This window comes from Pseudomonas sp. LAIL14HWK12:I10, from assembly GCF_900184205.1.
Classification (GTDB): domain Bacteria; phylum Pseudomonadota; class Gammaproteobacteria; order Pseudomonadales; family Pseudomonadaceae; genus Aquipseudomonas; species Aquipseudomonas kermanshahensis.
Genome location: NZ_FXWU01000004.1, coordinates 384434 through 408207 on the forward strand (window position 1 = coordinate 384434; position 23774 = coordinate 408207).

Genomic DNA, 23774 nt, shown 5'->3' on the forward strand with positions numbered 1-23774 from the left:
GGCCGCGCCCACGAAGCGGCGGCCGGGATGTTTGCCAAACTCAAGGAGAAACTGTCATGGCGTTCAATATTCACAACCGCAACCTGCTCAGCCTCGAACATCACACCACGCGCGAGCTGCGCTACCTGCTGGACTTGTCCCGCGACCTCAAGCGCGCCAAGTACACCGGTACCGAGCAGCAGCACCTGAAGGGCAACAACATCGCCCTGATCTTCGAGAAGACCTCGACCCGCACCCGCTGCGCCTTCGAAGTCGCCGCCTATGACCAGGGCGCCAACGTCACCTACATCGACCCCAACTCCTCGCAAATCGGCCACAAAGAAAGCATGAAGGACACCGCCCGCGTGCTCGGGCGCATGTACGATGCCATCGAGTACCGCGGCTTCAAGCAGGAGATCGTCGAAGAACTGGCCAAGTTCGCTGGCGTGCCCGTGTTCAACGGCCTCACCGATGAATACCACCCGACCCAGATGATTGCCGACGTGCTGACCATGCGTGAGCACAGCGACAAGCCGCTGCACGACATCAGCTACGCCTACCTGGGCGATGCCCGCAACAACATGGGCAACTCGCTGCTGCTGATCGGCGCCAAGCTCGGCATGGACGTACGCATCGCCGCGCCCAAGGCGCTGTGGCCACACGACGACCTGGTCGATCGCTGCAAGAAATACGCGGAAGAAAGCGGCGCACGCATCACCCTCACCGAAGACCCGAAAGCGGCGGTCAAGGGCGTGGACTTCGTGCACACCGACGTCTGGGTATCGATGGGCGAGCCGATCGAAGCCTGGGGCGAGCGCATCAAGCAGCTCAAGCCTTACCAGGTGAATGCCGAGCTGATGAAGGCCACCGGCAACCCACGGACCAAGTTCATGCACTGCCTGCCGGCCTTCCACAACTCGGACACCAAGGTGGGCAAGCAGATCGCCGAACAGTACCCAGACCTGGCCAACGGTATCGAAGTGACCGATGACGTGTTCGAGTCGCCGGCCTGCATCGCCTTCGAGCAGGCGGAAAACCGCATGCACACCATCAAGGCGATCCTGGTGTCGACCCTGGCTGACCTGTAAGGGCTGACTCGACGGGAGGAACAACCCTGAACCCTGTGGGAGCGGGTTTACCCGCGAAAGCGTCAGCCCAGAAGACATCACTGGCCTTGCCGACGCATTCGCGGGTAAACCCGCTCCCACAGGGTCGGTGCCCGTCTTGGGAGCAGCACCCACTTTTCCGATAAAGGACATTCCCCATGCGTATCGTTGTTGCATTGGGCGGCAACGCCCTGCTGCGTCGCGGCGAGCCCATGACCGCTGACAACCAGCGCGCCAATATCCGCACCGCCACCGAGCAGATCGCCAAGATTCACCCCGGCAACGAACTGGTCATCGCCCACGGCAACGGCCCACAGGTGGGCTTGCTGTCGCTGCAGGCGCTGTCCTACAAGCCGGACGAAGCCTACCCGCTGGACGTGCTCGGCGCCGAAACCGAAGGCATGATCGGCTACATGATCGAACAAGAGCTGGGCAACCTGCTGGCGTTCGAAGTGCCGTTCGCCACCCTGCTCACCCAGGTCGAAGTGGACGCCAACGACCCGGCCTTCAAAGACCCGACCAAATTCATCGGCCCGGTCTACAGCAAGGAAGAAGCCGAACGCCTGGCCAAGGAAAAAGGCTGGGTGGTCAAGGCCGACGGCGACAAGTACCGCCGTGTGGTGGCCAGCCCCAAACCCAAGCGCATCTTCGAGATCCGCCCGATCAAGTGGCTGCTGGAAAAAAGCAGCATCGTGATCTGCGCCGGTGGCGGTGGCATCCCCACCATGTACGACGAAAACCGCAAGCTCAAAGGTATCGAAGCGGTCATCGACAAGGACCTGTGCTCGGCACTGCTGGCCGAGCAATTGGAAGCCGACCTTCTGATAATCGCCACCGACGTCGATGCGGCCTACATTGACTGGGGCAAGCCTACGCAAAAAGCCATTGCCCAGGCCCACCCCGACGAACTCGAACGCCTGGGCTTCGCCGCTGGCTCGATGGGGCCGAAGGTGCAGGCGGCCAGTGACTTTGCCCGCAACACCGGCAAAGTGGCGGTGATCAGCTCGCTGGAGAACATCGAAGACATCGTCAAAGGCACCGCCGGCACCCGGGTTTCCACCGCCAAGCCTGGGATCAGCTACCGTTGAATGCAGTGGGCGGGCGCATAGCGCCCGCCATTTTCGACCTTCCAAAGGAGCTTGCCATGGCCCAGTACCACCCTGGTCATGTACACATCGAGCGCAGCGCGCTGAACACCAATGACCACAGCTATGACCTGAACATCGAATACGAGGCCGCGACGGACCCCAAGGAAGGCAGAGGCATTCAGTTCCACATGCATGGCAGTATCGAAGGCAAGACGGTGGAGGAGAAGTTCTTCCTGCCCAAGGACCAGGTGCTGCCCAGCTTCCTCATGCTGCTGACCCGCAAGGCTCAGTCTTACCTGGCCCCGCCGAAGAAGTTCGAGAACCTCAGTTCACCGCACAAACTCTACGATTACATGTTCGCGGACATTCGCGAAAAGCTGGACGTGAAGTCGGGCGACGCGATCAAGCCTGAACATCTGGAGTGACCCAATCGCCGGCAAGCCGGCTCCCACAGGTACTCCACTATCTTGGGTCCAGCGGGGTACTTGTGGGAGCCGGCTTGCCGGCGATTGGGTTTAACACTGCTCCCAAGGCATACTACTGGCCTCCCCGGCCATGACCATCCGCCTCCCCCATGCGCATCCACGTCAGCTTCATCGACCGCGTCGGCATCACCCAGGAAGTCCTCGCCCTGCTCGGTGCCCGCAACCTCAACCTGGACGCCGTGGAGATGGTCCCGCCGAACGTCTACATCGACGCCCCGACCCTCAGCCCCGCCGTGCTCGAAGAGTTGCACGACGCCTTGTTCGAAGTGCAGGGCGTGCAGTCGGTGGATGTGGTCGACATCCTCCCGGGCCAACGCCGCCACCTGCAGCTCGACGCCCTGCTCGCGGCCATGAGCGACCCGGTGCTGGCGGTGGACAGCGCGGGCCTGGTGCTGCTGGCCAACCCGGCGTTGATTGCCCTGTGCGGGCGCGAGTCGGCCGGGCGCTCGGTGGGTGAACTGTTCGGCGACAACGGGCTGCTTCAGGCCCTGCAAGACAATAACTTCCACCTGCCCATGCGCGAGATGCAACTCAATGGCCAGAGCCTGCTGCTCGACGCCACGCCTATCACCAACGCGGGCGGGCTGCTGACCCTGTACCCGCCGACGCGCATGGGCGAGCGCCTGTCAGCCTTGCACCACGACCACGCCGAAGGCTTCGATGCCTTGCTCGGTGAGTCACCGGCCATCCGTACCCTCAAAGCCCGTGCCCTGCGCGTGGCGGCCCTCGACGCACCCTTGCTGGTACACGGCGAGACCGGCACTGGCAAAGAGCTCGTGGCCCGCGCCTGCCATGCCATCAGCAGCCGCCATGCCGCGCCGTTTCTTGCCCTGAACTGCGCCGCGCTGCCCGAGAGCCTGGCCGAGAGCGAGCTGTTCGGCTATGCCCCAGGCGCCTTTACCGGTGCGCAACGCGGTGGCAAACCGGGGCTGATGGAACTGGCCAACCAAGGCACGGTATTTCTCGACGAGATCGGCGAAATGTCGCCCTACCTGCAGGCCAAGCTGCTGCGTTTTCTCAGCGACGGCAGCTTCCGTCGCGTGGGTGGCGACCGTGAGGTGAAGGTGGATGTACGCATCATCAGCGCCACCCACCGCGACCTGGAGCGCATGGTGGCCGAAGGCACCTTCCGTGAAGACCTGTTCTACCGCCTCAACGTGCTCAACCTGCAGGTGCCTCCGCTGCGCGACCGTGGCCAGGACATCCTGATGCTGGCGCACTTCTTCATGCAGCAGGCCTGCACGCAGATCCAGCGCCCACCCTGCCGGCTTACGCCAGCCACCCACTCGGCGCTGCTTGCCAACCCATGGCCAGGCAACGTGCGGCAGTTGCAGAACGTGATTTTCCGCGCTGCGGCCATCTGCGAAGGCAACCTGGTGGACATTGGCGACCTGGACATCGCCGGCACTTCGGTGGCCCGCGGCCAGGACGGCGAAGTGGCGAGCCTGGAGCAGGCTGTGGGCGACTTCGAGCGAGAACTCTTGCAGCGCTTATATGCAAGTTACCCCTCAACACGGCAATTGGCCGGCAGGCTGCAAACGTCGCATACCGCCATTGCGCAGCGGCTGCGCAAGTACGGTATACCCGGAAAGTCATGAGGCCTGTTGAACAGCCCGAAGGTTATTGACCGGACGCAACAGGGTGCTCAACCCCAACAGCACGAAGGCACCGATCATCATCACCGCCCAAGCCCAGTGCAATGAGCTGAGCTGGTCACGCACGATACCGGCGAGCAGTGGCATGCTGGCGGCGATCAGGTACCCACCACCTTGCACGAACGCCAACAGCGCACCGGCCTTGGATGGTGAATCCGCGTGGTCCATGGCAACGATCAACGAGAGAGGGAAAAGCGCCCCAATGCCCAGGCCCAGGCATACCGTCGCCACGGCCGCCAACGCTACCGGCGCGACCATCAGGCACGCCAACCCTGCTATCAACAACAAAATGACCAACACCAAGGGGTGCCTGCGGTCAGGAAAGCGCTGGATCAAGGATGACACGAGCAACCCGGCGAGCACTTCGGTGACGGTCAGTGCCCCCAACAGGTAACCCGCCTCGGCCGCTGTCCACCCCAACTCGATGTAGAACGGCGGCAACCAGGCCAGCACCAAGGTGTAGGCACCTGTGCCAATGCCGAAGAACAGCAACAGCAGCCAGGCCCGCGCGCTGCGGTAGGGCAATGTGGCCGCCACCTGTCCGCCAGGGGTACCACGCGCTAGCAACAGCCAGACGATCAGGGCGACCAATGCTGGGACGGCAGCGTAGCCCAACGACAGTTGCCAGCCGAACAGGCTCGCGCCGGGTGCTGCCGTGGCGGCGGCCAACGCGGCGCCCGCCATGATGCCGGTGGTAAACAACCCCATCAGCATGCCGGCACTTTGCGGATGGCTGCCTTTGAGGAACGCTGGCATCAGCGCCTGAATGATCGCAATGCCGATACCGCCCAGTGCCGCCGTGGCGATGAGCGCTTCGGCAGTGCTGACGTAGGCGCGTGCAGCGCAGCTCAGCGCAATCAGCACGATGCCTGTCGCCACGCCCGTGGTCTCGCCGACCAGACGCAGCAGCCAGGGGCCGGACAACGCGAACAGGCCCATCATCATCACCGGCAAGGTTGTCAGCAGGCCGGCTTGGGTATTGCTCAGCCCCAGGTCGTGCTGCAGCAACTGCAGCAGCGGGCCGATGGCAGCCATGACCGGGCGCAGGTTCAAGCCGATCAGTATCGCCAGCAACCCGACGCAGGCTTTGTTGGGAGTATCAGACATGATGGAGGGGCTCCTGCAGAAACGCACCGGTTACCTGGTTGAATGCCTGTGCCAGCGGTACGTTGAATACGTGCCCCTCGCCAGCGAGGGTGGCCAGGCGAGCGTGACCGATGTTGCTGCAGAGGGTTTCGGCCTCGGCGCTGGGGCTGATCGGGTCAAATTCTGCGGCGAGCACCAGTGTGGCAGCCTGAATGCGTGGCAAATCGCCAGTCAGGTCGTACTGCTTCATGCCCTCGCACCAGCGGACCTGGTTGTGCGCCCGCAGCTGCGCCGCCTGGGCGTGCCACGCCTGGTAAAGCCGCTGACCATCGGGCGAGGCGGCGAAGTCCGCACCCACCAAGGCAGGCCAGCTCGATTTGAAGCGCTTGAGGCAACCATCCTGCTTGTCCAAGGCGGCCGCCCACTCGCTGAGCAGCCCTCGGCGATGCGCCGTGCTCATGCTGGCGAAGGTGCCGGCAACGATCAGTTTCTCTACAGCGTGAGGTGCATGGCAGGCCATCTCAAGGGCCACCATGCCCCCCAGGGACAAGCCGATCAGCTGGATGCTGTCGAGCCCAAGGTGGTCCAGCAGCGCCAGCATCTCCAAGGCTTGGGCGTGCGCGGTGATGCCTTCGGGTGCATCACTGGATGCACCGTGCCCTAGCAGGTCGGGTACGATGACACGGTGCCCGAGGCCAAGCAGCGCGCTGAGCTGCGGCATCCACGCCCTGCCGCTGTTGCCCAACCCGTGCAGCAGGAGTACAGGGCTACCGGAGCCGGTGTCATGATAATAGTGACGATGCTGTCCATGTATGAAAAAAGCCATGCTGCCTCCTGATCCTTGAGCTTCACCGCGCCAAGATAGCTTAACGTTAAGATTGTTAAAAGGTGCGGGGGTTCAGAAGGTGCGCTGGTTACACATTTCCAGGTTGAACGATGAGTGCAGCAATGAACGATCATGTCGATTTCGTCGTCGCGCAGTGGGCGCAGGCGATGCCTTCCGTGGATGTTTCCTCCATGGAAATCTTTGGCCGAATGGCGCGTATCAGCAAGCACCTGGAGCGCATGCGTGCAGAAGCCCTGGCGCAGTATGGTTTCAAGGAGGGCGAATTCGACGTCCTGGCAACCTTGCGCCGTGCGGGGGCGCCCTACCGCCTGACGCCCACCGAGCTGTATCGCTCGTTGCTGATAACGTCCGGCGCGATGACCAACCGCTTGGCGAGACTGGAAAGCGCCGGCATGGTCGAGCGCATTGCCGACAATCATGACAAGCGCAGCTCCCAGGTGGCCCTCACAGCACAGGGCAAGGCATTGATTGATAAGGCCGTCCTTACCCATACTGAGATCCAGGAGCTGGTACTGGCCCCCCTGAGCGCCGAGCAGCGAGCACACTTCGCTCAGCTGTTGAAGCAAATGCTCGCTCATCTGCCAGGTGAGGGTGCGCCCAGGCAATGAACTGGAAAATTCAGGAGGAATTTTCATGCTTCACAGCAATTACCTGAAGCAATTGGATCTGCAGGACATCGTGGTGTTCATCAACCTGCTCGAACTGCGCAGCGCCAAGCGGACTGCCGAATTGATGAATGTCAGCCAGCCCACCGTCAGTTATTGCCTGAAGCGCCTGCGCGGGTGCTTCGACGACACCTTGTTCTCGTCGTCGCAAGGGGTGCTGAAACCCACCACCAAAGCGGAAAAGATTGCCCCGTACCTGCGCGTGGTGGTCGAGTCAGTCAACCGCTGTGCCGAGGACGACAGCAGCGTCTCGCCACAAGCACAGCGCAAGATCTGGCGCATCTGCGCGCCCGAGTATTTCGAACTGTCCTTCTTGCCGCAGGCGCTGGCGGTACTGTCACGTACCCACGGCAATACCTCGCTGCACCTCGAACGCTTGAGCCGTGACCTGCCGGTGGACCGGCTGATTTCAGGCGACATCGACATTGCCATCGGCTTTGGCCCCGGCTATCACCAGATGCACCCCGAGCTGCAGTGGCAACCCGTGCTCAGCGATGATTTCGTGTGCGTAACCAGCCAAGGCATGCTCGCCAGTGAAGAGGCCATGAGCCTGGACGAGTTCTGTGCGTCGCCCCATGTGTTCCCCACACCGTGGATATCGGAAAAGAACATGGTCGACAGCTGGCTGGACAAGGTTGGCCGATCACGCAACGTGCTGGTGCGCGCCAACGGCTATCAGGCCTGCGTGAATATCGTGGCCGCCGTGCCCGCCACGGTGGCACTGCCCGCACGCCTGTTGCCGCACCTGCGCATCGCGCCTGGGCTTAAGGTGTGCAAACCGCCACTGGGGTTCCCCAGTTTCACCCTCGACATGATCTGGTCGCGCGACCGCAGCGACAGCAAGGATATTTCCAGCCTGCGCACACTGGTCGAAGCGGTGGCGCAAACGCTGTTGACGGAACGATGACCCGGCTTTATTAAATTTTCCCATCGCGTTTAAATTTCTTAAAACCAGCAGCTTGTTCTTTTCACTTACTGTGAGGTCATCGGGTAGCGGTGTTCTACCTGACCCACAGTTCACGGAGGAATAAGTCATGCTGGCGCACGTACAACCCACGGTGTTTCCGTTCTATCGACAACCGACGCCGTGCTACGGTTTTGAATGTATCTATGCCGTCGACCGCGACCTGCGGGTAGGCGATTCAATCAACAGTGCAACACTGTATGAAGACCTCGCCCACAGTGGCGCAATTATCTACCGCGACTTTGCCGATACGCTGCCGGACTTCAACGACTTCGTCAGTGCGCATTCCGCCCGCGTGACATTCGACCCGGCCCGCAAAGCCGCCACGTCCAACACGGCAGAAATCGAGGCCGGGGTGAATGAAATGGGGCTTCACCGTGAGAACGGTAACTTGCCATTCAACCCCGACCTGCAGTGGTTCTACTGCCTGGAGCCTGCAGCCGTGGGCTCTGAGACGACCTTGTGCGACGGCCAACGCGTACTGTTCGACTTGTCTTCGACAACCCGAAAGTGTTTTGAGAACCGTGAGATTCGTTACAGCCGGCGCATCCCTTGGAACAATGTAAAACGTTTTCTGAGCATTGAACTGCAACTGCCCATCGATGACATTACCGACGAGCATTTGCACCACGTCAATCAACTCGTCAGTGGCCAAACTTACCGTCGCATTGATCAGAACCTGATTGCGTCCGAACTGGTTATTTCCGCGGTTGAAACCAGTTGCTTCAGCGGCAAGCAAGCGTTCTGCAATTCAATGCTCGGCCCCAGCGTCAATTATGAACCGCCGCTTATTACCTGGGCCGATGGCGAGGATATCGCCCTGGATATCTGGGACGAAATCAAAGAAGTCACCGCCCGCAATACCTATAGCCACTTCTGGCAGAAGGGCGACCTGGTGGTAATCGACAACACCCGGGTGATGCACGGTCGCCGACGCCTGGATGACCCCTCACGGCGCATCTTCGGCGCGCAAAGCTACCGCATTGGAGGTATCGGCCAATGATCAGCCAAAAAATGCAGGACTACCTGGCCGCCACCCCCGACCGCGTAGTGATCAAGGAAATGAACGGTCGCGCCTACACGTTGCACGAATTGCGCCGTGACGTGATGCGACTGGCCAGTGCCCTCGAGGGGCGGGTTGGCCGCTGCGAACGCAAAGTGTTCGGCATCGCCATGCGCTCTTGCTACGAGTGGGTGTACACCTTGTTGGCGATCCAGAAAGTAGGCGGTGTGTTGCTACCGGTGCCCATCGAGTTCTCCGACGACCAGATCGGCAGCCTGCTGGGCAAGGCGGCGGCAGTGTTCGTCAGCGATGAGCAAACCGCCGGCCGCCTGCACGCTATTTTGCCGGACAAGGCGTGCTTCATCCCCACGCAACTCATGCACGAGACCATTGGTGATGAATGGCGCCAGGAGGACGAGCTCATCCCGGACGGGATTGTTTCGATCATCCACACGTCCGGCACCACCTCCAAACCCAAAGGGGTGATGATCCGCGACGAGGCCGTCGGGTTGCTGGTCGATAACGTGATGAAGCGCCTGCCACAACAGCCGCTGCACTACTTCTCGATTGTCCCCATGAGTTTGCTGATCGAGCAGGTGCTGGGGGTGTTCATCCCGATTCTGTCCGGCGGCACCTTGACCCTCATGCCCGAAGGCATGACCGAATACGGCGCAGCCAGCGGCAACGCACGGCAGTACCTGCAACTGATAGCACCCAACCAGCCGAACTTCCTGTACCTGCCGCCCAAGCTGCTGGAAGAGGCCAACCTGCTGCTCGAGCACTGCTCGGTCGAGGAACTGTTCGGGCCACAATGCCCGCACATCATCACCGGCGGCGCGAAGATTCCGGTAACGGTTTTGGAAGCCTTGGAAGCGCACGGCGTGCAGGTGTTCGAAGCCTATGGCCTGAGCGAGAACTCTTCGATCATTTCGCTCAACTCACCGGCGCAACGGCGTATCGGCTCGGCAGGCACACTGCTCGATGGCATCGAACCCAAGCTGGTCGACGGTGAATTGCTGGTCCGCACGCCGACCCTCTGCGCCGGTTACTACAACGCCGACGATACTGCCTGCGACCTGTCCGATGGGTATCTGCATACCGGCGATATCGCCGAATTTCGCGACGGTTATCTGTATATCACCGGCCGCAAGAAGCACGTGATCATCCTGTCTACCGCACGCAACATCTCGCCTGAGTGGGTCGAGAACGTCTACAAAGAGAGCGCCCTGGTAGACGACATGATCGTCATGGGCGAAGGCAAGGACGAGCCCTGCGCCATCGTCTTGAGCAGCGCCTGCGCTGACTCGGTCCGCCAGGAAATGGCGCGCCTGGAGCACCGGCTCGCCGACTTTGCCAGGGTCAGGCAGATTCGCGTCATCGCTGACATCGCCTCCTTCCGTGATCAGTTCTACACCGTCACGGGGCGGCCACGCAGGGCCGAGATCGAAGCGCGGTTCATCGACCAGATGTACGCCTGAGGAAGCCACCATGTACATCGTGCGTAATTTCTACAAAGGCCGACCTGGCTACCGATGCCTGCAGGAAGCGGTACGTGCCCACTACCTCAAGCACTATGGCGCGACGCCAGAGCCACAGCCCGATCTGTTCGTCTGCCTGACCGGCGCCAACGGTGGGGCCCCAGGTTACGCCTGTGCGGGGATCAGCTACGGCGATTCCGGCAAGCTGTTCAGCGAGTACTACCTGGATCAAAGCCTGGATGAGCGCTACCACATCGATCGGGCTCGCATTGCCGAAGTGGGCGCATTCGCCTCGTTCCATAGCGGCAGTGGGGCCGGGAAGTACTTGCTCAACAACGTGATCAAGACACTGGCCCTGCGAAATTTCGGCTTGGTGGTGCTGACCGCGACCGAGCAGGTGCGCCAGCTGCTGATCCCCCTGGTGGACACCCTTGAGGACCTGGGCGGTGCCGACCGCAGCAGGCTCAAGGACCCTGGCGTCAACTGGGGCAACTACTACGAACACGGACCACGGGTGGTGGCTTCGCGCCTGTCTGCACCGAGTACCTGGGGCAATGCCCCCGCCCTGGCGCTGAGCCAGCCGCATTTCACCTGCCAGGCATCCGCCTGACCACATCTGGCTCCGGGCATGGCCGTGCCCGGAGCACTGGAGGTAACCATGAACGCAAACAAGCGTTACGAGAATTTCATCGTGTTCCTTGCGCCCCTGATCAACAGCGTCGGGGGGATCGCCATCGACCTGTATGCGCCGAGCATGCCGTCAATCGGGCATGAGCTGGGCGCCAGCCCGTCGCTCATGCAAAACACCATCACCATCACCTTGCTGTTCTATGCCATCGGCCAGCTATTTTTCGGCATCATGACCGATGCGCGCGGGCGCAGGCCGGCGGTGATCCTGGGCCTGGCGCTGTTCCTCAGCGGCAGCCTGCTGGCCACCTTCTCGACCTCCATCGAAATGCTGTTGGTGGCCCGCGCACTGCAAGGTTTTGCGATCGGTGCCTGCCAAGTGGTTGCCCGTGCCTTGCTGGTCGATATCGTCAAGGGCCCGCGCTTCTATGTGGCGATCATCTACCTGAGCCTGGCGTTCGGCCTCGGGCCCGTCATCGCACCCTATGTGGGCGGCATGATCGAGGTCTACCTGGGGTGGCGCTACAATTTCGTCCTGTATGCGGTCTACGCCGTGATCGTGATGGCGTTCGTCCTGGCTGGGCTCAAGGAATCGCTGCCCGCCACTGCCCGTCGCAGTGCCATGCAAACGATGGTGGGCTACCGGTGCATCCTGGCTGATGGGCGCTTTCGTTCTTCGGTCATCGTGCTGGGGGCAAGTTTCTCGGCGTTTCTGCTGTGGAACGTGATTGGCCCGCATATCGTCCAGGAACGGCTGGGCCATGACGCACAGTACTTCGGCACCACGGCACTGGCGGTGGGCAGTTGCTATCTGGTCGGGACGCTGGTCAATCGCGCGTTGATCCGCAGGGTCCAGGCGGCCACGTTGATGTGGACGGGCATGCTGCTGTTCCTGCTCGGCGTGTTGAGCATCGCCGCCATGCCGGCTGGGCTGAACCTGGTCAGCATCCTGGGTGGCATCATGCTTGTCGCGTTCGGCCAGGGCTTTATCTTTTCCAACGCCATGGCCCGCTCCATGTCCCTGTTCCCCGACCGCGCAGGCGTAGCGGCAAGCCTGCAAGGCTGCCTGATGCTGGTGTTCGGGTCGCTGGCGTCGGGCATCGTCAGTGCGCTGCCGTTGGCGTCCAACCTGGCGATCGCGGGCGTGTTCCTGGTGCTCTGGCTGATCTCGCTGTCGGGGATGCTGACGGTGCGCCTGCAACAGCGCCAAGCGTCGCCAGCCTGAGCCAGGTGCCGACCGCTAGGCTTAGATGACGTGTGTGTATTGATTTCAATACATCGTAATGGAATCAATACACACCCACACCGATCTGTATCTATAAGGGTTTGCCACGACTGGCGATTTGGGCCGTGGACCTTCTGTATCGATTTCATTCCGGCCTCGTTTCCACGAGCACTTCAATAATAGATCAAGCCATTGATTTATAAGCGTTTTATTTTATTGGCCACATTTTTGCTACAGGAAATCCAACAAGTGCGTGGCTGACCACGCCTATCGCCCTGCTTTTCGAGGATTTCCCATGAGCGAGTTGCGTTTTACTGAAGATCACGAATGGCTGCGCGTCGAAGCTGACGGCAGCGTCACCGTGGGCATCACCGCCTACGCCCAGAATGCCCTCGGCGATGTGGTCTTCGTGCAACTGCCAGAGTTGCAGCAGTATGAGAAAGGCAGCGAAGCGTCCACCGTCGAATCGGTCAAGGCCGCCAGCGGCGTGTACATGCCGCTGACCGGCGAAGTGGTCGAGGTCAACGGCCAGCTCGAAAGCAGCCCGGAACTGGTCAACGAAGACCCGATGGGTGAAGGCTGGTTCTTCCGCTTCAACCCGGCCGACATGAGCGAAGTGACCGCCCTGCTCGACCAGGACGCCTACGACCGCCTGCTCAAAGCCAACGACGACGCCTGAGGAACCGCACCATGACCATCAACCTCGGCACCGCCAACGAATTCATCGCCCGCCACATCGGCCCACGCGCCGCTGACGAACAGGCCATGCTCGCCACCCTGGGGTTCGATTCCCTGGACGCCATGACCGCCGCGGTCATCCCCGACAGCATCAAGGGCACCAGCGTGCTCGGCGCTGAAGACGGCCAGAGCGAAGCCGACGCACTCGCCTCGCTGAAAGCCATCGCCGGCAACAACCAGCTGTTCAAGAGCTATATCGGCCAGGGTTACTACAACACCCACACCCCGGCACCGATCCTGCGCAACCTGCTGGAAAACCCGGCCTGGTACACCGCCTACACCCCTTACCAGCCGGAAATTTCCCAGGGGCGCCTGGAAGCGCTGTTGAACTTCCAGACCCTGATCAGCGACCTGACCGGCCTGCCGATCGCCAACGCCTCGTTGCTCGACGAAGCCACCGCTGCCGCCGAAGCCATGACCTTCTGCAAGCGCCTGTCGAAGAACAAGGCCAGCCATGCCTTCTTCGCCTCCAGCCACTGCCACCCGCAAACCCTCGACGTGCTGCGCACCCGTGCCGAGCCGCTGGGCATCGACGTGGTGGTTGGCGACGAACGTGAACTGACCGATGTCAGCGCTTTCTTCGGCGCACTGTTGCAATACCCGGCCAGCAACGGTGACGTGTTCGACTACCGCGACCTGGTTCAGCGCTTCCACGCGGCCAACGCCCTGGTGGCCGTGGCTGCCGACCTGCTGGCCCTGACCCTGCTGACCCCGCCAGGCGAGTTCGACGCTGACGTGGCCATCGGCAGCGCCCAACGCTTTGGCGTGCCACTGGGCTTTGGCGGCCCGCACGCGGCTTACTTCGCCACCCGCGATGCCTTCAAGCGCGACATGCCGGGCCGCCTGGTCGGCGTGTCGATCGACCGCTTCGGCAAGACCGCCCTGCGCCTGGCCATGCAAACCCGCGAACAGCACATCCGCCGCGAGAAGGCCACCAGCAACATCTGCACCGCCCAGGTGCTGCTGGCCAACATCGCCAGCATGTTCGCCGTGTACCACGGCCCAGCCGGCCTCAAGGGCATCGCCCAACGCACCCATGCACTGACCGCCATCCTCGCCGCCGGCCTCAAGGCCATGGGCGTCCAGGTCGTCGGCGACAGCGCCTTCGATACCCTGACGCTGGCCACCGGCGAAGCCACCGCCAGCCTGCATGCCAAAGCCCGTGACCAGCGCATCAACCTGCGCCAGGTCGACGCTGGCCACGTCGGCCTGTCGCTCGACGAGACCACCGCCCAGGCGGATGTCGAAGCGCTCTGGCAACTGCTGGCCGGCGACCAACCGCAACCGGACTTCGCCGCCCTCGCGGCCAGCACGGGCTCGCTGCTGCCGGCCAACCTGCTGCGCCAGTCGGCGATCCTCGAACACCCGGTGTTCAACCGCTACCACAGCGAAACCGAGCTGATGCGTTACCTGCGTCGCCTGGCCGACAAGGACCTAGCGCTGGACCGCAGCATGATCCCGCTGGGTTCGTGCACCATGAAGCTCAACGCTGCCAGTGAAATGATCCCGGTCACCTGGGCCGAATTCGGCAACCTTCACCCGTTCGCCCCGGCTGAACAAAGCCAGGGTTACCTGCAGATGACCACCGAGCTGGAAGCCATGCTGTGCGCCGCCACCGGTTACGACGCGGTGTCGCTGCAACCCAACGCCGGTTCCCAGGGCGAGTACGCCGGCCTGCTGGCCATCCGCGCCTACCACCGCAGCCGCGGCGAAGGCCACCGCGACATTTGCCTGATCCCGTCTTCGGCCCATGGCACCAACCCTGCGACCGCGAACATGGCGGGCATGCGTGTGGTGGTCACCGCCTGTGACGCCCGTGGCAACGTCGATGTCGAGGACCTGCGCGCCAAGGCTATCGAACACCGCGAGCGCCTGGCCGCCATCATGATCACCTACCCGTCGACCCACGGTGTGTTCGAAGAAGCGATCGGCGAAATCTGCGCGATCATCCACGACAACGGCGGCCAGGTTTACATCGACGGCGCCAACATGAACGCCATGGTCGGCCTGTGTGCCCCTGGCAAGTTCGGCGGCGACGTTTCGCACCTGAACCTGCACAAGACCTTCTGCATTCCGCACGGTGGCGGCGGCCCGGGCGTCGGCCCGATCGGCGTCAAGTCGCACCTGGCGCCGTTCCTGCCCGGCCACGCGCAGCTGGAGAACCCGCAGGGCGCGGTGTGTGCCGCACCGTTCGGCAGCGCCAGCATCCTGCCGATTACCTGGATGTACATCCGCATGATGGGCGGTGCCGGCCTCAAGCGCGCGTCGCAAATGGCCATCCTCAACGCCAATTACATCGCCCGCCGCCTGGAAGAGCACTATCCTGTTCTGTACACCGGTGGTAATGGCCTGGTTGCCCACGAGTGCATCCTCGACCTGCGCCCGCTGAAGGACACCAGCGGTATCAGCGTCGACGACGTGGCCAAGCGCCTGATCGACTTCGGTTTCCACGCCCCGACCATGTCTTTCCCGGTGGCCGGCACGCTGATGATCGAGCCGACTGAAAGCGAGTCCAAGGAAGAGCTGGACCGCTTCTGCGACGCGATGATCCAGATCCGCGAAGAAATTCGCGCCGTCGAGAACGGCAGCCTGGACAAGGACGACAACCCACTGAAAAACGCCCCGCACACCGCAGCGGAGCTGGTTGGCGAATGGGCCCACGGCTACAGCCGTGAACAGGCGGTGTACCCGCTGCCGAGCCTGGAGGAAAGCAAGTACTGGCCACCTGTCGGCCGGGTCGACAACGTGTTCGGCGACCGTAACCTGGTCTGCGCCTGCCCGTCGATCGAGAGCTACCAGGACGCCTGATAGCTCATCGGCCCACCGCCTGACTTGTGGGAGCGGGTTCACCCGCGAATGCAATTGTGGACTCACTGACGCATTCGCGGGTAAACCCGCTCCCACAGGGTCCAGTGTCGCCTTCAAGCCTTACCTGGAGGAAGCAGCATGTCACTGAGCGTCTTCGACCTGTTCAAGATCGGCATCGGCCCCTCCAGCTCCCACACGGTCGGCCCGATGCGCGCCGCCGCACGTTTTGCCGAAGGCCTGCGCCGCGACGGCCTGCTGGCCAGCACGGTCAGCGTCAAGGCCGAGCTGTATGGCTCGCTCGGCGCCACGGGTAAAGGCCACGGCAGCGACAAGGCGGTGTTACTCGGCCTGGAAGGCGAGCACCCCGATACCGTCGATACCGAAGCCATCCCCGCCCGCCTGCAGGCCATCCGCGACAGCGGCCACCTGCGCCTGCTCGGCGAACACGACATCGCGTTCGTCGAAAAGCAGCACCTGGCAATGATCCGCAAGCCACTGGCCTACCACCCCAACGGCATGATCTTCCGCGCCTTCGACCACGCCGGCCTGCAGATCCGCAGCCGCGAGTACTACTCGGTAGGCGGCGGTTTCGTGGTCGACGAGGACGCTGCTGGCCACGACCGTATCGTCGAGGACAGCACGCCGCTCCCCTACCCATTCAAGTCCGCCAAGGCGCTGCTCGGGCACTGCACCGCGCAACACCTGTCGATCAGCCAGGTCATGCTGGCCAACGAGGCGGCCTGGCGCCCGGAGGCCGAGACCCGTGCCGGCCTGCTGCGTATCTGGCAAGTGATGCAGGATTGCGTCGAGGCCGGTTACCGCCATGAAGGCATTTTGCCGGGTGGGCTCAAGGTCAAGCGCCGGGCACCGGCGTTGTACCGACAGCTCAGCCAACACCCGGAAGCCAGCCTGCGCGATGCGCTGTCGGTGCTCGACTGGGTCAACCTCTACGCGCTGGCGGTAAACGAAGAGAACGCCTACGGCGGCCGCGTGGTCACCGCACCCACCAATGGCGCCGCGGGCATCGTCCCAGCGGTCTTGCACTACTACATGCGCTTTGTACCAGGTGCCAGCGAAGACGGCGTGGTGCGCTTTCTGCTCACGGCGGCGGCCATCGGCATTCTCTACAAAGAAAATGCCTCCATCTCCGGCGCCGAGGTTGGCTGCCAGGGCGAAGTGGGCGTGGCCTGCTCGATGGCCGCCGGAGCCCTGTGCGAAGTCATGGGCGGTACCGTGCAACAGGTCGAGAACGCCGCCGAGATCGGCATGGAACACAACCTGGGCCTGACCTGCGACCCGATTGGTGGGTTGGTTCAGGTGCCCTGCATCGAGCGCAACGCCATGGGCTCGGTGAAGGCGATCAACGCCGTGCGCATGGCCTTGCGCGGTGACGGGCAGCACTTCGTCTCGCTCGACAAGGTCATCCGCACCATGCGCCAGACCGGCGCCGACATGAAAAGCAAATACAAGGAGACCGCCCGCGGCGGTCTGGCCGTCAACATCATCGAGTGTTGACCCAATAACAACACCAAGGAGTCACTGATGTCCGAAACACTGCTCAAGACCCCGCTGCACGCCCTGCACCTCGAGCTGGGCGCGCGCATGGTGCCGTTTGCCGGCTATGACATGCCGGTGCAGTACCCGCTGGGCGTGCTCAAGGAGCACCTGCACACCCGCGAGCAGGCAGGCCTGTTCGACGTCTCGCACATGGGCCAGATCATCCTGCGCGGCAGCGACGCTGCCAAGGCGCTGGAAAGCCTGGTGCCCGTGGACATCATCGACCTGCCAGTGGGCATGCAGCGCTATGCCATGTTCACCAACGAGCAAGGCGGCATCCTCGACGACCTGATGGTCGCCAACCTGGGCGATGACGTGCTGTTCCTGGTGGTGAACGCCGCCTGCAAGGACCAGGACCTGGCACACCTGCAAAAACACATCGGCAGCCGCTGCGAGATTCAGCCACTGTTCGAGGCCCGCGCGCTGCTGGCCCTGCAAGGCCCGGCGGCGGTCAAGGTGCTGCAACGCCTGGCCCCGGAAGTGGCTGGCATGACCTTCATGCAGTTCCGCCCGGTCACCCTGCTCGGCGAAGACTGCTACGTCAGCCGCTCAGGTTACACCGGTGAAGACGGTTACGAAATTTCGGTGCCGGCCAACGCCGCCGACGCCCTGGCCCGCCGCCTGCTGGCCGAGCCCGAAGTGCAACCCATCGGCCTGGGTGCGCGCGACTCGCTGCGCCTGGAAGCCGGCCTGTGCCTGTATGGCCACGACATGAACACCGAGACCACGCCGATTCAGGCCAGCCTGCTGTGGGCCATCTCGAAAGTGCGCCGCGCCGACGGTCAACGCGCTGGCGGCTTCCCCGGTGCTGACATCATCTTTGGCCAGCAGCAGCACGGTGTAAAACAAAAGCGTGTCGGCTTGCTGCCGCAAGAACGTACACCGGTACGAGAAGGCGCAGAGATTGTCGATGCATCCGATAACCCAGTGGGCAAAGTCTGCAGTGGTGGCTTTGGCCCAACACTTGGCGCACCGGTTGCAATGGGTTATGTCGATATCGAACATGGCGCGCTAGACACCCCACTGTTTGCATTGGTACGGGGCAAGAAGGTTGCCTTGAAAGTCAGCAAAATGCCTTTCGTGCCGCAACGTTACTACCGTGGCTGAATGCAGAACATGAGGTCGGTGAACAGGCTCGCCCTATTCGATTTCGAACCTGTTCAATAACGAACGAACATGGCGCCAGCCCAGGCGCCATGCCGTTTGCGACAAATTGTTCGGCTATCGGCAAAAGCCCTGTTTTCCTGACGAGCAAGGGCTTGTTTTTCGCGCAGGAGTTGGCGTAGAGTCACTGCACTGTGTTTGCATGGGTCGCAACAGTTCGTGACCTGGGCCAGTAGCCGCAATCTGCTACAACCCGTTCGACGTCTCTTACTTTCCAGCAACCCAGCCCAGTAAGCTTTCATTCAATAACGATGTGAAAGTAACTGTTATCAATTAATAGATTTATAGGAAATAAGAAAATGGCAGCGCGTCAGAACGGTACCGTCAAGTGGTTCAATGACGAGAAAGGTTACGGTTTCATCACTCCAGAGAGCGGTCCGGATCTGTTCGTACACTTCCGTGCCATTCAAGGCAACGGCTTCAAAAGCCTGAAAGAAGGCCAGAAGGTTACCTTCGTAGCCGTTCAAGGCCAAAAAGGCATGCAGGCTGACGAAGTCCAGCCAGAAGCCTGATAATCCCTAAAAAAGAGCCCCTGCGTTGACGCGCAGGGGCTTTTTTTTGCCCGCAGTTCCCTAAAATGGGCCTTTGCCATCTGGAGCTGCAGCGTAATGTCCAAGCCTCCCCTCTTGCCCCAGGGTGACTTCCCGCCCGCTGGGCTAGGCCGCCGGCTGGCGGCGATGTTCTATGACTTTTTGCTGTGCACTGCCCTGCTGATCGTGACGGCGGGCGCTTACAAGATGATCCAGATGGCAATCATCGGCGAGGCCCGCATGCGTGAGCTGACCGATGCCGGGGCGCTGGATGGCGACCCGTTGTTGTCGACGATCCTGGTGTTCGCACTGTTTGGTTTCTTTGCCAAGTTCTGGACCCACGGCGGGCAGACCCTGGGCATGCAGGTGTGGGGCGTGCGGGTGCAGAATGCCGATGGCAGTGCCATCAGCCTGTGGCAGGCACTGTTGCGCTTCGTGGTCTCGATCGCGTCGTGGCTGTGCCTGGGGCTGGGGTTTTTCTGGGCGTTGATCGACAAGCGCAAACGCGGGTGGCATGACATCTATTCGGAGACACAGCTGGTGCGGGTGCCGAAGCAGAAGAAATGACGCTCAGTTACGCACACTCTTCAATGCCGCCACAGTACCTGTAGGAGCAGCCTTGTGCTGCGAAGAGGCCCGTGACAGCAGCCAAGCTTGATTGTGCTGTCACCGGCCTCTTCGCAGCACAAGGCTGCTCCTACAGGCCAAGGTCAAGCACACGCCTAAAGCCAGAATTGAACCCTCAAAAAAGCCGACCCTTAGGTCGGCTTTTGCACATCGATCAAACCCTCAACCCGCTCGGCGGAGTAACCACAACCCTGCCAGCGCGCAGATCCCGGCCGGTATCACGACCGCCAGCAACGGCGGGAAGCCGAACACCTGGCTGGAAGGGCCTAGCAGGTCCTGGGCGATGCGGAACACGAAGCCCACCAGCACACCGGTGAACACCCGCTGGCCGAGGGTCACCGAGCGCAGGGGGCCAAAGATGAAGGATATCGCCATCAGCACCAGTGCCGCGGTCACGGCCGGTTGCAGCACCTTGGTCCAGAACGCCAGCCAGTAGCGGGCATTGTTCAAGCCTTGGTCGGACAGGTAGTGGATGTAATCCCACAAGCCGCTGATGGACAGCGATTCCGGCGCCAGGATCACGGTATTTAGCAGTTGCGGCGTGACCGAAACGTCCCAGCGCTCTTCCGGCGTCTTCACCACTTCGGTGTGATCACCACGGAAATACGTGGTGCTGACATCGCTGAGCTGCCAGTGGTCGTCGTTGTACTGCGCCCGGCGGGCGAAGCTGGAGGTGACAATCTTGCGCTCACTGTCGAAACGGTAGCGGGTCACGCCCAGCAACAAACCATTGGGCTGCACGGCGTTGATGTGCACGAACTCTTCGCCCTGACGGTGCCACATACCCCGCTTGGAGCTCTGCGCCTCACCGCCACCCTGGGCCAGGGAACGGTCGGCCTGGGCCTTGTTTTCGGTGACCGGCGCCACGTACTCGCCAATCAACACGCCCACCAGCATCAGCACCAGCATCGGCTTCATGACCGCCCAGACGATGCGGCCGATGGAAACACCGGCAGCGCGCATGATGGTCAGTTCGCTGCTGCTGGCCAGGCTGCCCAGGCCGATCAGGCAGCCAATCAATGCCGCCATCGGCAACATGTCATACAAACGGCGCGGTGCGGTCAGCAGCGTGAACCAGCCGGCATCCATCACCGTGTAGGTGTCGCTCAGGTCGCTCATCTCATCGATGAACGCGAACAGCGAAGCCAGGCCGAGGATGATCCCCAGCACGGCCAAAATGGCCATGAGCACGCTCATGCCGATGTAGCGATCCAGTTTAACCACGGGCCACCTCCGCACGACGGGCAGCGCGTTTGAGGCTCAGCGGTTCCCAGTACATCAGCCCAAGCCCGATCAGCAGGAACAGGCCGTGCACCCACCACATGCCCAGGGCGATCGGCAATTTGCCCTTCTCGAGGGCGCCGCGTACGGAAATCAGCATTGTCAGGTAGGCCATGTACAGAAGAATCGCCGGCAGCAACTTGAGGAAGCGGCCCTGGCGTGGGTTGACCCGCGACAGCGGCACTGCCAACAGGGTCACGACGAAGACCAGGATCGGCAACGACAACCGCCATTGCAGCTCGGCGCGTTCGCGCAAGCCCTCCTGGCCGAACAATTGCGAAGTCGGAATAGCTTCGCGCTCGGTCACTTCCTCGCTGACTTCAGGCTTGGGCAGCAGTACGCCATAGGTGTCGTACTTGATGGCGCGGTAATCGGCCTGGCCAGGGTTGCCGTCGTAGCGGTAGCCGTTTTCCAGCACCAGGTAGCGGTTGCCATCGGCCTGCACTTCCTGGTGGCCTTTTTCGGCGACCAGTACCGACGGGGCGCGGTCCTTGGTCTTGTCCTGGTTGAAGCGTTTTTCGGAGATGAACACGCCACCAAGGTTGATGCGGTCGTCCGACAGCTGCTCGGTGTAGGTCACCCGCGAGCCATCACGCAGGGTCTGGAAACGCCCAGGCACCAGGGTGTCGAACTCGGTCAGGGCGTCCTGCTGGCTGATGATCTGCTGCACCTGGGCCACGCCCAGGGGCGCCAGGCTCAGGCTTAGCCAGGCAACCAGCAAGGCCACCAGGGCGGCGGGCGCCATGGTCAGGCCCAGCAGGCGCTGCTGGCTCATGCCCGTGGCCGACAGCACGGTCATCTCGCTTTCCAGGTACAAACGGCCGTAGGCCAGCAAAATGCCGAGGAACAGCCCCAAAGGCAGGATCAGTTGCAAGAAACCCGGCAGACGGAAGCCCATGATCAGGAACAGCACGCTCGGGTCGAGCACGCCCTGCGCCGCCTGGGCCAGGTACTTGATGAAACGCCCACTCATGATGATCACCAGCAGCACGGCGCTGACGGCGCTCAAGGTCACCAGGACCTCGCGGGACAGATAACGAAAGACGATCAAACCAGACACTCCTGGGTTGTCAGGGCGGACTGCCAAACATTGGCGCCAAACAATGACTTAGTACAGCCAAGACCAATGTCGGTTCGCCACAGGCGAACCTCCATGTAAAGTGCGCGCATTATCCTGTGATTGACCGCCCCTGTCACTTGGCCGCGCATGAAGCCGCAAAACAGGGTTGTCAGCACGCTGGCCGCAGGCTCAAACTGGCAGCTTTTCCACGGGTACGCGACCACGCGGCCTGGCCCGCCCAGAGCGCTTGAATGCAAAGCGCCAACTGTATCAATCATTCGGGGACCCTGACATGGAACTGGTTGTAAAAAGCGTAGCTGCTGCATCCGTAAAAACCGCCACGCTGGTTGTACCGGTAGGTGAAGGCCGCAAGCTCGGCGCTGTTGCCAAGGCCGTCGACCAAGCCTGCGAAGGTGCCATCAGCGCCGTGCTCAAACGTGGCGACCTGGCCGGTAAACCGGGGCAGACCCTGCTGCTGCACAGCCTGCCAGGCCTGAAGGCCGAACGCGTGCTGCTGGTTGGCAGCGGCAAGGACGAAGCTCTGGGCGACCGCGCCTGGCGCAAACTGGTGGCCAGCGTCGCCGGCGTCTTGAAAGGCCTCAACGGCACTGACGCCGTGCTCGCCCTGGATGATATCGCCGTCAGCAACCGCGACGCCCACTACGGCAAGTACCGCCTGCTGGCCGAGACCCTGCAAGACGGCGAATACGTGTTCGACCGTTTCAAAAGCCAGAAAGCCGAGCCGCGCGCCCTGAAAAAGGTCACCCTGCTGGCCGACAAGGCCGGCCTGGCCGAGGTCGAGCGTGCCGTCAAGCACGCCACGGCGATTGCCACCGGCATGGCCTTCACCCGCGACCTGGGCAACCTGCCGCCCAACCTGTGCCACCCAAGCTTCCTCGCCGAACAGGCCAAGGAGCTGGGCAAGGCGCACAAAGGGCTCAAGGTCGAAGTGCTCGACGAGAAGAAGATCAAGGACCTGGGCATGGGCGCGTTCTACGCCGTGGGCCAGGGCAGCGACCAGCCGCCACGCCTGATCGTCCTCAATTACCAAGGCGGCAAGAAAGCAGACAAGCCGTTCGTGCTGGTGGGCAAGGGCATCACCTTCGACACCGGTGGCATTAGCCTCAAGCCAGGCGCCGGCATGGACGAGATGAAGTACGACATGTGTGGCGCCGCCAGCGTGTTCGGCACCCTGCGTGCGGTGCTCGAACTGCAGCTGCCGATCAACCTGGTGTGCCTGCTGGCCTGCGCTGAAAACATGCCGAGCGGCGGCGCTACCCGCCCGGGCGACATCGTCACCACCATGAGCGGCCAGACCGTCGAAATTCTCAACACCGACGCCGAAGGCCGCCTGGTGCTGTGCGACGCCCTGACCTACGCCGAACGCTTCAAGCCCCAGGCGGTGATCGACATCGCCACCCTGACCGGCGCCTGCATCGTTGCCCTGGGTAGCCACACCTCGGGCCTGATGGGCAACAACGACGACCTGGTCGGCCAACTGCTGGATGCCGGCAAGCGCGCCGACGACCGTGCCTGGCAGCTGCCGCTGTTCGACGAGTACCAGGAACAACTGGACAGCCCGTTCGCCGACATGGGCAACATCGGTGGGCCGAAGGCCGGCACCATCACCGCAGGCTGCTTCCTGTCGCGCTTCGCCAAGGCCTACAACTGGGCGCACATGGACATCGCCGGCACGGCCTGGATCAGCGGTGGCAAGGACAAGGGCGCCACTGGCCGCCCGGTCCCGCTGCTGACCCAGTACCTGCTGGACCGCGCTGGCGCCTGATGCCGTGAGGCCGGT

General features: G+C 62.3%; 21 protein-coding genes. 17 read left to right on the plus strand and 4 right to left on the minus strand.

Annotated elements, in window-relative coordinates; translation table 11 throughout:
- The first annotated feature begins 56 nt into the window (after window positions 1–56).
- The 4 genes from QOS90_RS11910 to gcsR all read left to right on the plus strand — a co-directional run bounded on the left by QOS90_RS11910 (window position 57) and on the right by gcsR (window position 4256).
- Entirely contained in the window at window positions 57–1067 is a 1011-nt protein-coding gene (locus tag QOS90_RS11910) for an ornithine carbamoyltransferase (RefSeq protein ID WP_027595650.1), read from the plus strand.
- Between the two features lie 176 nt (window positions 1068–1243).
- Complete coding sequence (gene arcC, locus QOS90_RS11915; protein WP_085272675.1) at window positions 1244–2173, plus strand: carbamate kinase; 930 nt, start codon at window positions 1244–1246, stop codon at window positions 2171–2173.
- 56 nt (window positions 2174–2229) lie between these two features.
- Window positions 2230–2598: a DUF5064 family protein gene (locus tag QOS90_RS11920; protein WP_085272674.1), complete on the plus strand. Its 369-nt coding sequence runs from the start codon at window positions 2230–2232 to the stop codon at window positions 2596–2598.
- Between the two features lie 149 nt (window positions 2599–2747).
- A complete protein-coding gene (gene gcsR, locus QOS90_RS11925; RefSeq protein ID WP_027595647.1) occupies window positions 2748–4256 on the plus strand; it encodes a transcriptional regulator GcsR in 1509 nt (502 codons plus the stop codon).
- Here the strand turns inward: gcsR and QOS90_RS11930 are convergent.
- Together QOS90_RS11930 and QOS90_RS11935 are read right to left on the minus strand one after the other, a co-directional pair.
- Window positions 4251–5420: an MFS transporter gene (locus tag QOS90_RS11930; protein WP_085272673.1), complete on the minus strand. Its 1170-nt coding sequence runs from the start codon at window positions 5418–5420 to the stop codon at window positions 4251–4253. The two genes, gcsR and QOS90_RS11930, sit on opposite strands and share 6 nt — an antisense overlap.
- The gene (locus tag QOS90_RS11935) at window positions 5413–6225 is read right to left on the minus strand and encodes an alpha/beta fold hydrolase (protein ID WP_085272672.1); all 813 of its coding nucleotides are present in this window, start codon (window positions 6223–6225) and stop codon (window positions 5413–5415) included. Before QOS90_RS11935 ends, QOS90_RS11930 begins: the two co-directional genes overlap by 8 nt.
- Window positions 6226–6347: 122 nt before the next feature.
- On the opposite strand from QOS90_RS11935, the gene QOS90_RS11940 reads away from it, so the two are divergent.
- From QOS90_RS11940 to QOS90_RS11995, 12 genes are all read left to right on the plus strand, one after another.
- Window positions 6348–6854 (plus strand): MarR family winged helix-turn-helix transcriptional regulator, encoded by a 507-nt coding sequence (locus tag QOS90_RS11940; RefSeq protein ID WP_027595645.1) that lies wholly within the window; start codon window positions 6348–6350, stop codon window positions 6852–6854.
- 25 nt (window positions 6855–6879) lie between these two features.
- Window positions 6880–7818 (plus strand): LysR family transcriptional regulator, encoded by a 939-nt coding sequence (locus QOS90_RS11945; RefSeq protein ID WP_027595644.1) that lies wholly within the window; start codon window positions 6880–6882, stop codon window positions 7816–7818.
- A gap of 127 nt (window positions 7819–7945) precedes the next feature.
- Window positions 7946–8878, plus strand: a complete 933-nt coding sequence (locus tag QOS90_RS11950) for a TauD/TfdA family dioxygenase (RefSeq protein ID WP_085272671.1) — start codon at window positions 7946–7948, stop codon at window positions 8876–8878.
- Window positions 8875–10356, plus strand: a complete 1482-nt coding sequence (locus QOS90_RS11955) for an AMP-binding protein (RefSeq protein ID WP_085272670.1) — start codon at window positions 8875–8877, stop codon at window positions 10354–10356. The genes QOS90_RS11950 and QOS90_RS11955 overlap by 4 nt, the downstream gene beginning before the upstream one ends.
- 10 nt (window positions 10357–10366) lie before the next feature.
- Window positions 10367–10966, plus strand: a complete 600-nt coding sequence (locus QOS90_RS11960; protein ID WP_027595641.1) for a thermostable hemolysin — start codon at window positions 10367–10369, stop codon at window positions 10964–10966.
- 48 nt (window positions 10967–11014) lie between these two features.
- Complete coding sequence (locus QOS90_RS11965; protein ID WP_027595640.1) at window positions 11015–12208, plus strand: multidrug effflux MFS transporter; 1194 nt, start codon at window positions 11015–11017, stop codon at window positions 12206–12208.
- Between the two features lie 295 nt (window positions 12209–12503).
- The gene (gene gcvH, locus QOS90_RS11970; RefSeq protein WP_085272669.1) at window positions 12504–12887 is read left to right on the plus strand and encodes a glycine cleavage system protein GcvH; all 384 of its coding nucleotides are present in this window, start codon (window positions 12504–12506) and stop codon (window positions 12885–12887) included.
- An 11-nt stretch (window positions 12888–12898) separates the two neighbouring features.
- On the plus strand, window positions 12899–15754 hold the full coding sequence (gene gcvP, locus QOS90_RS11975) for an aminomethyl-transferring glycine dehydrogenase (RefSeq protein WP_085272668.1): 2856 nt from the start codon (window positions 12899–12901) through the stop codon (window positions 15752–15754).
- 138 nt (window positions 15755–15892) lie between these two features.
- Window positions 15893–17269: an L-serine ammonia-lyase gene (locus QOS90_RS11980; protein ID WP_085272667.1), complete on the plus strand. Its 1377-nt coding sequence runs from the start codon at window positions 15893–15895 to the stop codon at window positions 17267–17269.
- 24 nt (window positions 17270–17293) lie between these two features.
- Window positions 17294–18418 (plus strand): glycine cleavage system aminomethyltransferase GcvT, encoded by a 1125-nt coding sequence (gcvT, locus tag QOS90_RS11985; RefSeq protein ID WP_027595636.1) that lies wholly within the window; start codon window positions 17294–17296, stop codon window positions 18416–18418.
- 356 nt (window positions 18419–18774) lie between these two features.
- Window positions 18775–18987, plus strand: a complete 213-nt coding sequence (locus tag QOS90_RS11990) for a cold-shock protein (RefSeq protein ID WP_027595635.1) — start codon at window positions 18775–18777, stop codon at window positions 18985–18987.
- 96 nt (window positions 18988–19083) lie between these two features.
- Window positions 19084–19572 (plus strand): RDD family protein, encoded by a 489-nt coding sequence (locus QOS90_RS11995; protein WP_027595634.1) that lies wholly within the window; start codon window positions 19084–19086, stop codon window positions 19570–19572.
- A 222-nt stretch (window positions 19573–19794) separates the two neighbouring features.
- On the opposite strand, the gene lptG is transcribed toward QOS90_RS11995, so the two are convergent.
- Together lptG and lptF are read right to left on the minus strand one after the other, a co-directional pair.
- Window positions 19795–20856 carry an LPS export ABC transporter permease LptG gene (gene lptG, locus QOS90_RS12000; protein WP_085272666.1) on the minus strand — a complete coding sequence of 354 codons (1062 nt, stop codon included), beginning with the start codon at window positions 20854–20856 and terminating at the stop codon, window positions 19795–19797.
- The gene (gene lptF / locus QOS90_RS12005; protein WP_027595632.1) at window positions 20849–21964 is read right to left on the minus strand and encodes an LPS export ABC transporter permease LptF; all 1116 of its coding nucleotides are present in this window, start codon (window positions 21962–21964) and stop codon (window positions 20849–20851) included. Before lptF ends, lptG begins: the two co-directional genes overlap by 8 nt.
- A gap of 301 nt (window positions 21965–22265) precedes the next feature.
- Here lptF and QOS90_RS12010 point away from each other — a divergent pair, with 301 nt between their 5' ends.
- The gene (locus QOS90_RS12010; RefSeq protein ID WP_085272665.1) at window positions 22266–23759 is read left to right on the plus strand and encodes a leucyl aminopeptidase; all 1494 of its coding nucleotides are present in this window, start codon (window positions 22266–22268) and stop codon (window positions 23757–23759) included.
- Window positions 23760–23774: the final 15 nt, after the last annotated feature.

What these genes read in the sequence shown, in the direction of transcription:
- QOS90_RS11910 (WP_027595650.1), top strand. Translation starts at nt 57, where the DNA reads ATGGCGTTCAATATTCACAACCGCAACCTGCTCAGCCTCGAACATCAC.
- arcC (WP_085272675.1), top strand. Translation starts at nt 1,244, where the DNA reads ATGCGTATCGTTGTTGCATTGGGCGGCAACGCCCTGCTGCGTCGCGGC.
- QOS90_RS11920 (WP_085272674.1), top strand. Translation starts at nt 2,230, where the DNA reads ATGGCCCAGTACCACCCTGGTCATGTACACATCGAGCGCAGCGCGCTG.
- gcsR (WP_027595647.1), top strand. Translation starts at nt 2,748, where the DNA reads ATGCGCATCCACGTCAGCTTCATCGACCGCGTCGGCATCACCCAGGAA.
- QOS90_RS11930 (WP_085272673.1), bottom strand. Translation starts at nt 5,420, where the DNA reads ATGTCTGATACTCCCAACAAAGCCTGCGTCGGGTTGCTGGCGATACTG.
- QOS90_RS11935 (WP_085272672.1), bottom strand. Translation starts at nt 6,225, where the DNA reads ATGGCTTTTTTCATACATGGACAGCATCGTCACTATTATCATGACACC.
- QOS90_RS11940 (WP_027595645.1), top strand. Translation starts at nt 6,348, where the DNA reads ATGAACGATCATGTCGATTTCGTCGTCGCGCAGTGGGCGCAGGCGATG.
- QOS90_RS11945 (WP_027595644.1), top strand. Translation starts at nt 6,880, where the DNA reads ATGCTTCACAGCAATTACCTGAAGCAATTGGATCTGCAGGACATCGTG.
- QOS90_RS11950 (WP_085272671.1), top strand. Translation starts at nt 7,946, where the DNA reads ATGCTGGCGCACGTACAACCCACGGTGTTTCCGTTCTATCGACAACCG.
- QOS90_RS11955 (WP_085272670.1), top strand. Translation starts at nt 8,875, where the DNA reads ATGATCAGCCAAAAAATGCAGGACTACCTGGCCGCCACCCCCGACCGC.
- QOS90_RS11960 (WP_027595641.1), top strand. Translation starts at nt 10,367, where the DNA reads ATGTACATCGTGCGTAATTTCTACAAAGGCCGACCTGGCTACCGATGC.
- QOS90_RS11965 (WP_027595640.1), top strand. Translation starts at nt 11,015, where the DNA reads ATGAACGCAAACAAGCGTTACGAGAATTTCATCGTGTTCCTTGCGCCC.
- gcvH (WP_085272669.1), top strand. Translation starts at nt 12,504, where the DNA reads ATGAGCGAGTTGCGTTTTACTGAAGATCACGAATGGCTGCGCGTCGAA.
- gcvP (WP_085272668.1), top strand. Translation starts at nt 12,899, where the DNA reads ATGACCATCAACCTCGGCACCGCCAACGAATTCATCGCCCGCCACATC.
- QOS90_RS11980 (WP_085272667.1), top strand. Translation starts at nt 15,893, where the DNA reads ATGTCACTGAGCGTCTTCGACCTGTTCAAGATCGGCATCGGCCCCTCC.
- QOS90_RS11990 (WP_027595635.1), top strand. Translation starts at nt 18,775, where the DNA reads ATGGCAGCGCGTCAGAACGGTACCGTCAAGTGGTTCAATGACGAGAAA.
- QOS90_RS11995 (WP_027595634.1), top strand. Translation starts at nt 19,084, where the DNA reads ATGTCCAAGCCTCCCCTCTTGCCCCAGGGTGACTTCCCGCCCGCTGGG.
- QOS90_RS12010 (WP_085272665.1), top strand. Translation starts at nt 22,266, where the DNA reads ATGGAACTGGTTGTAAAAAGCGTAGCTGCTGCATCCGTAAAAACCGCC.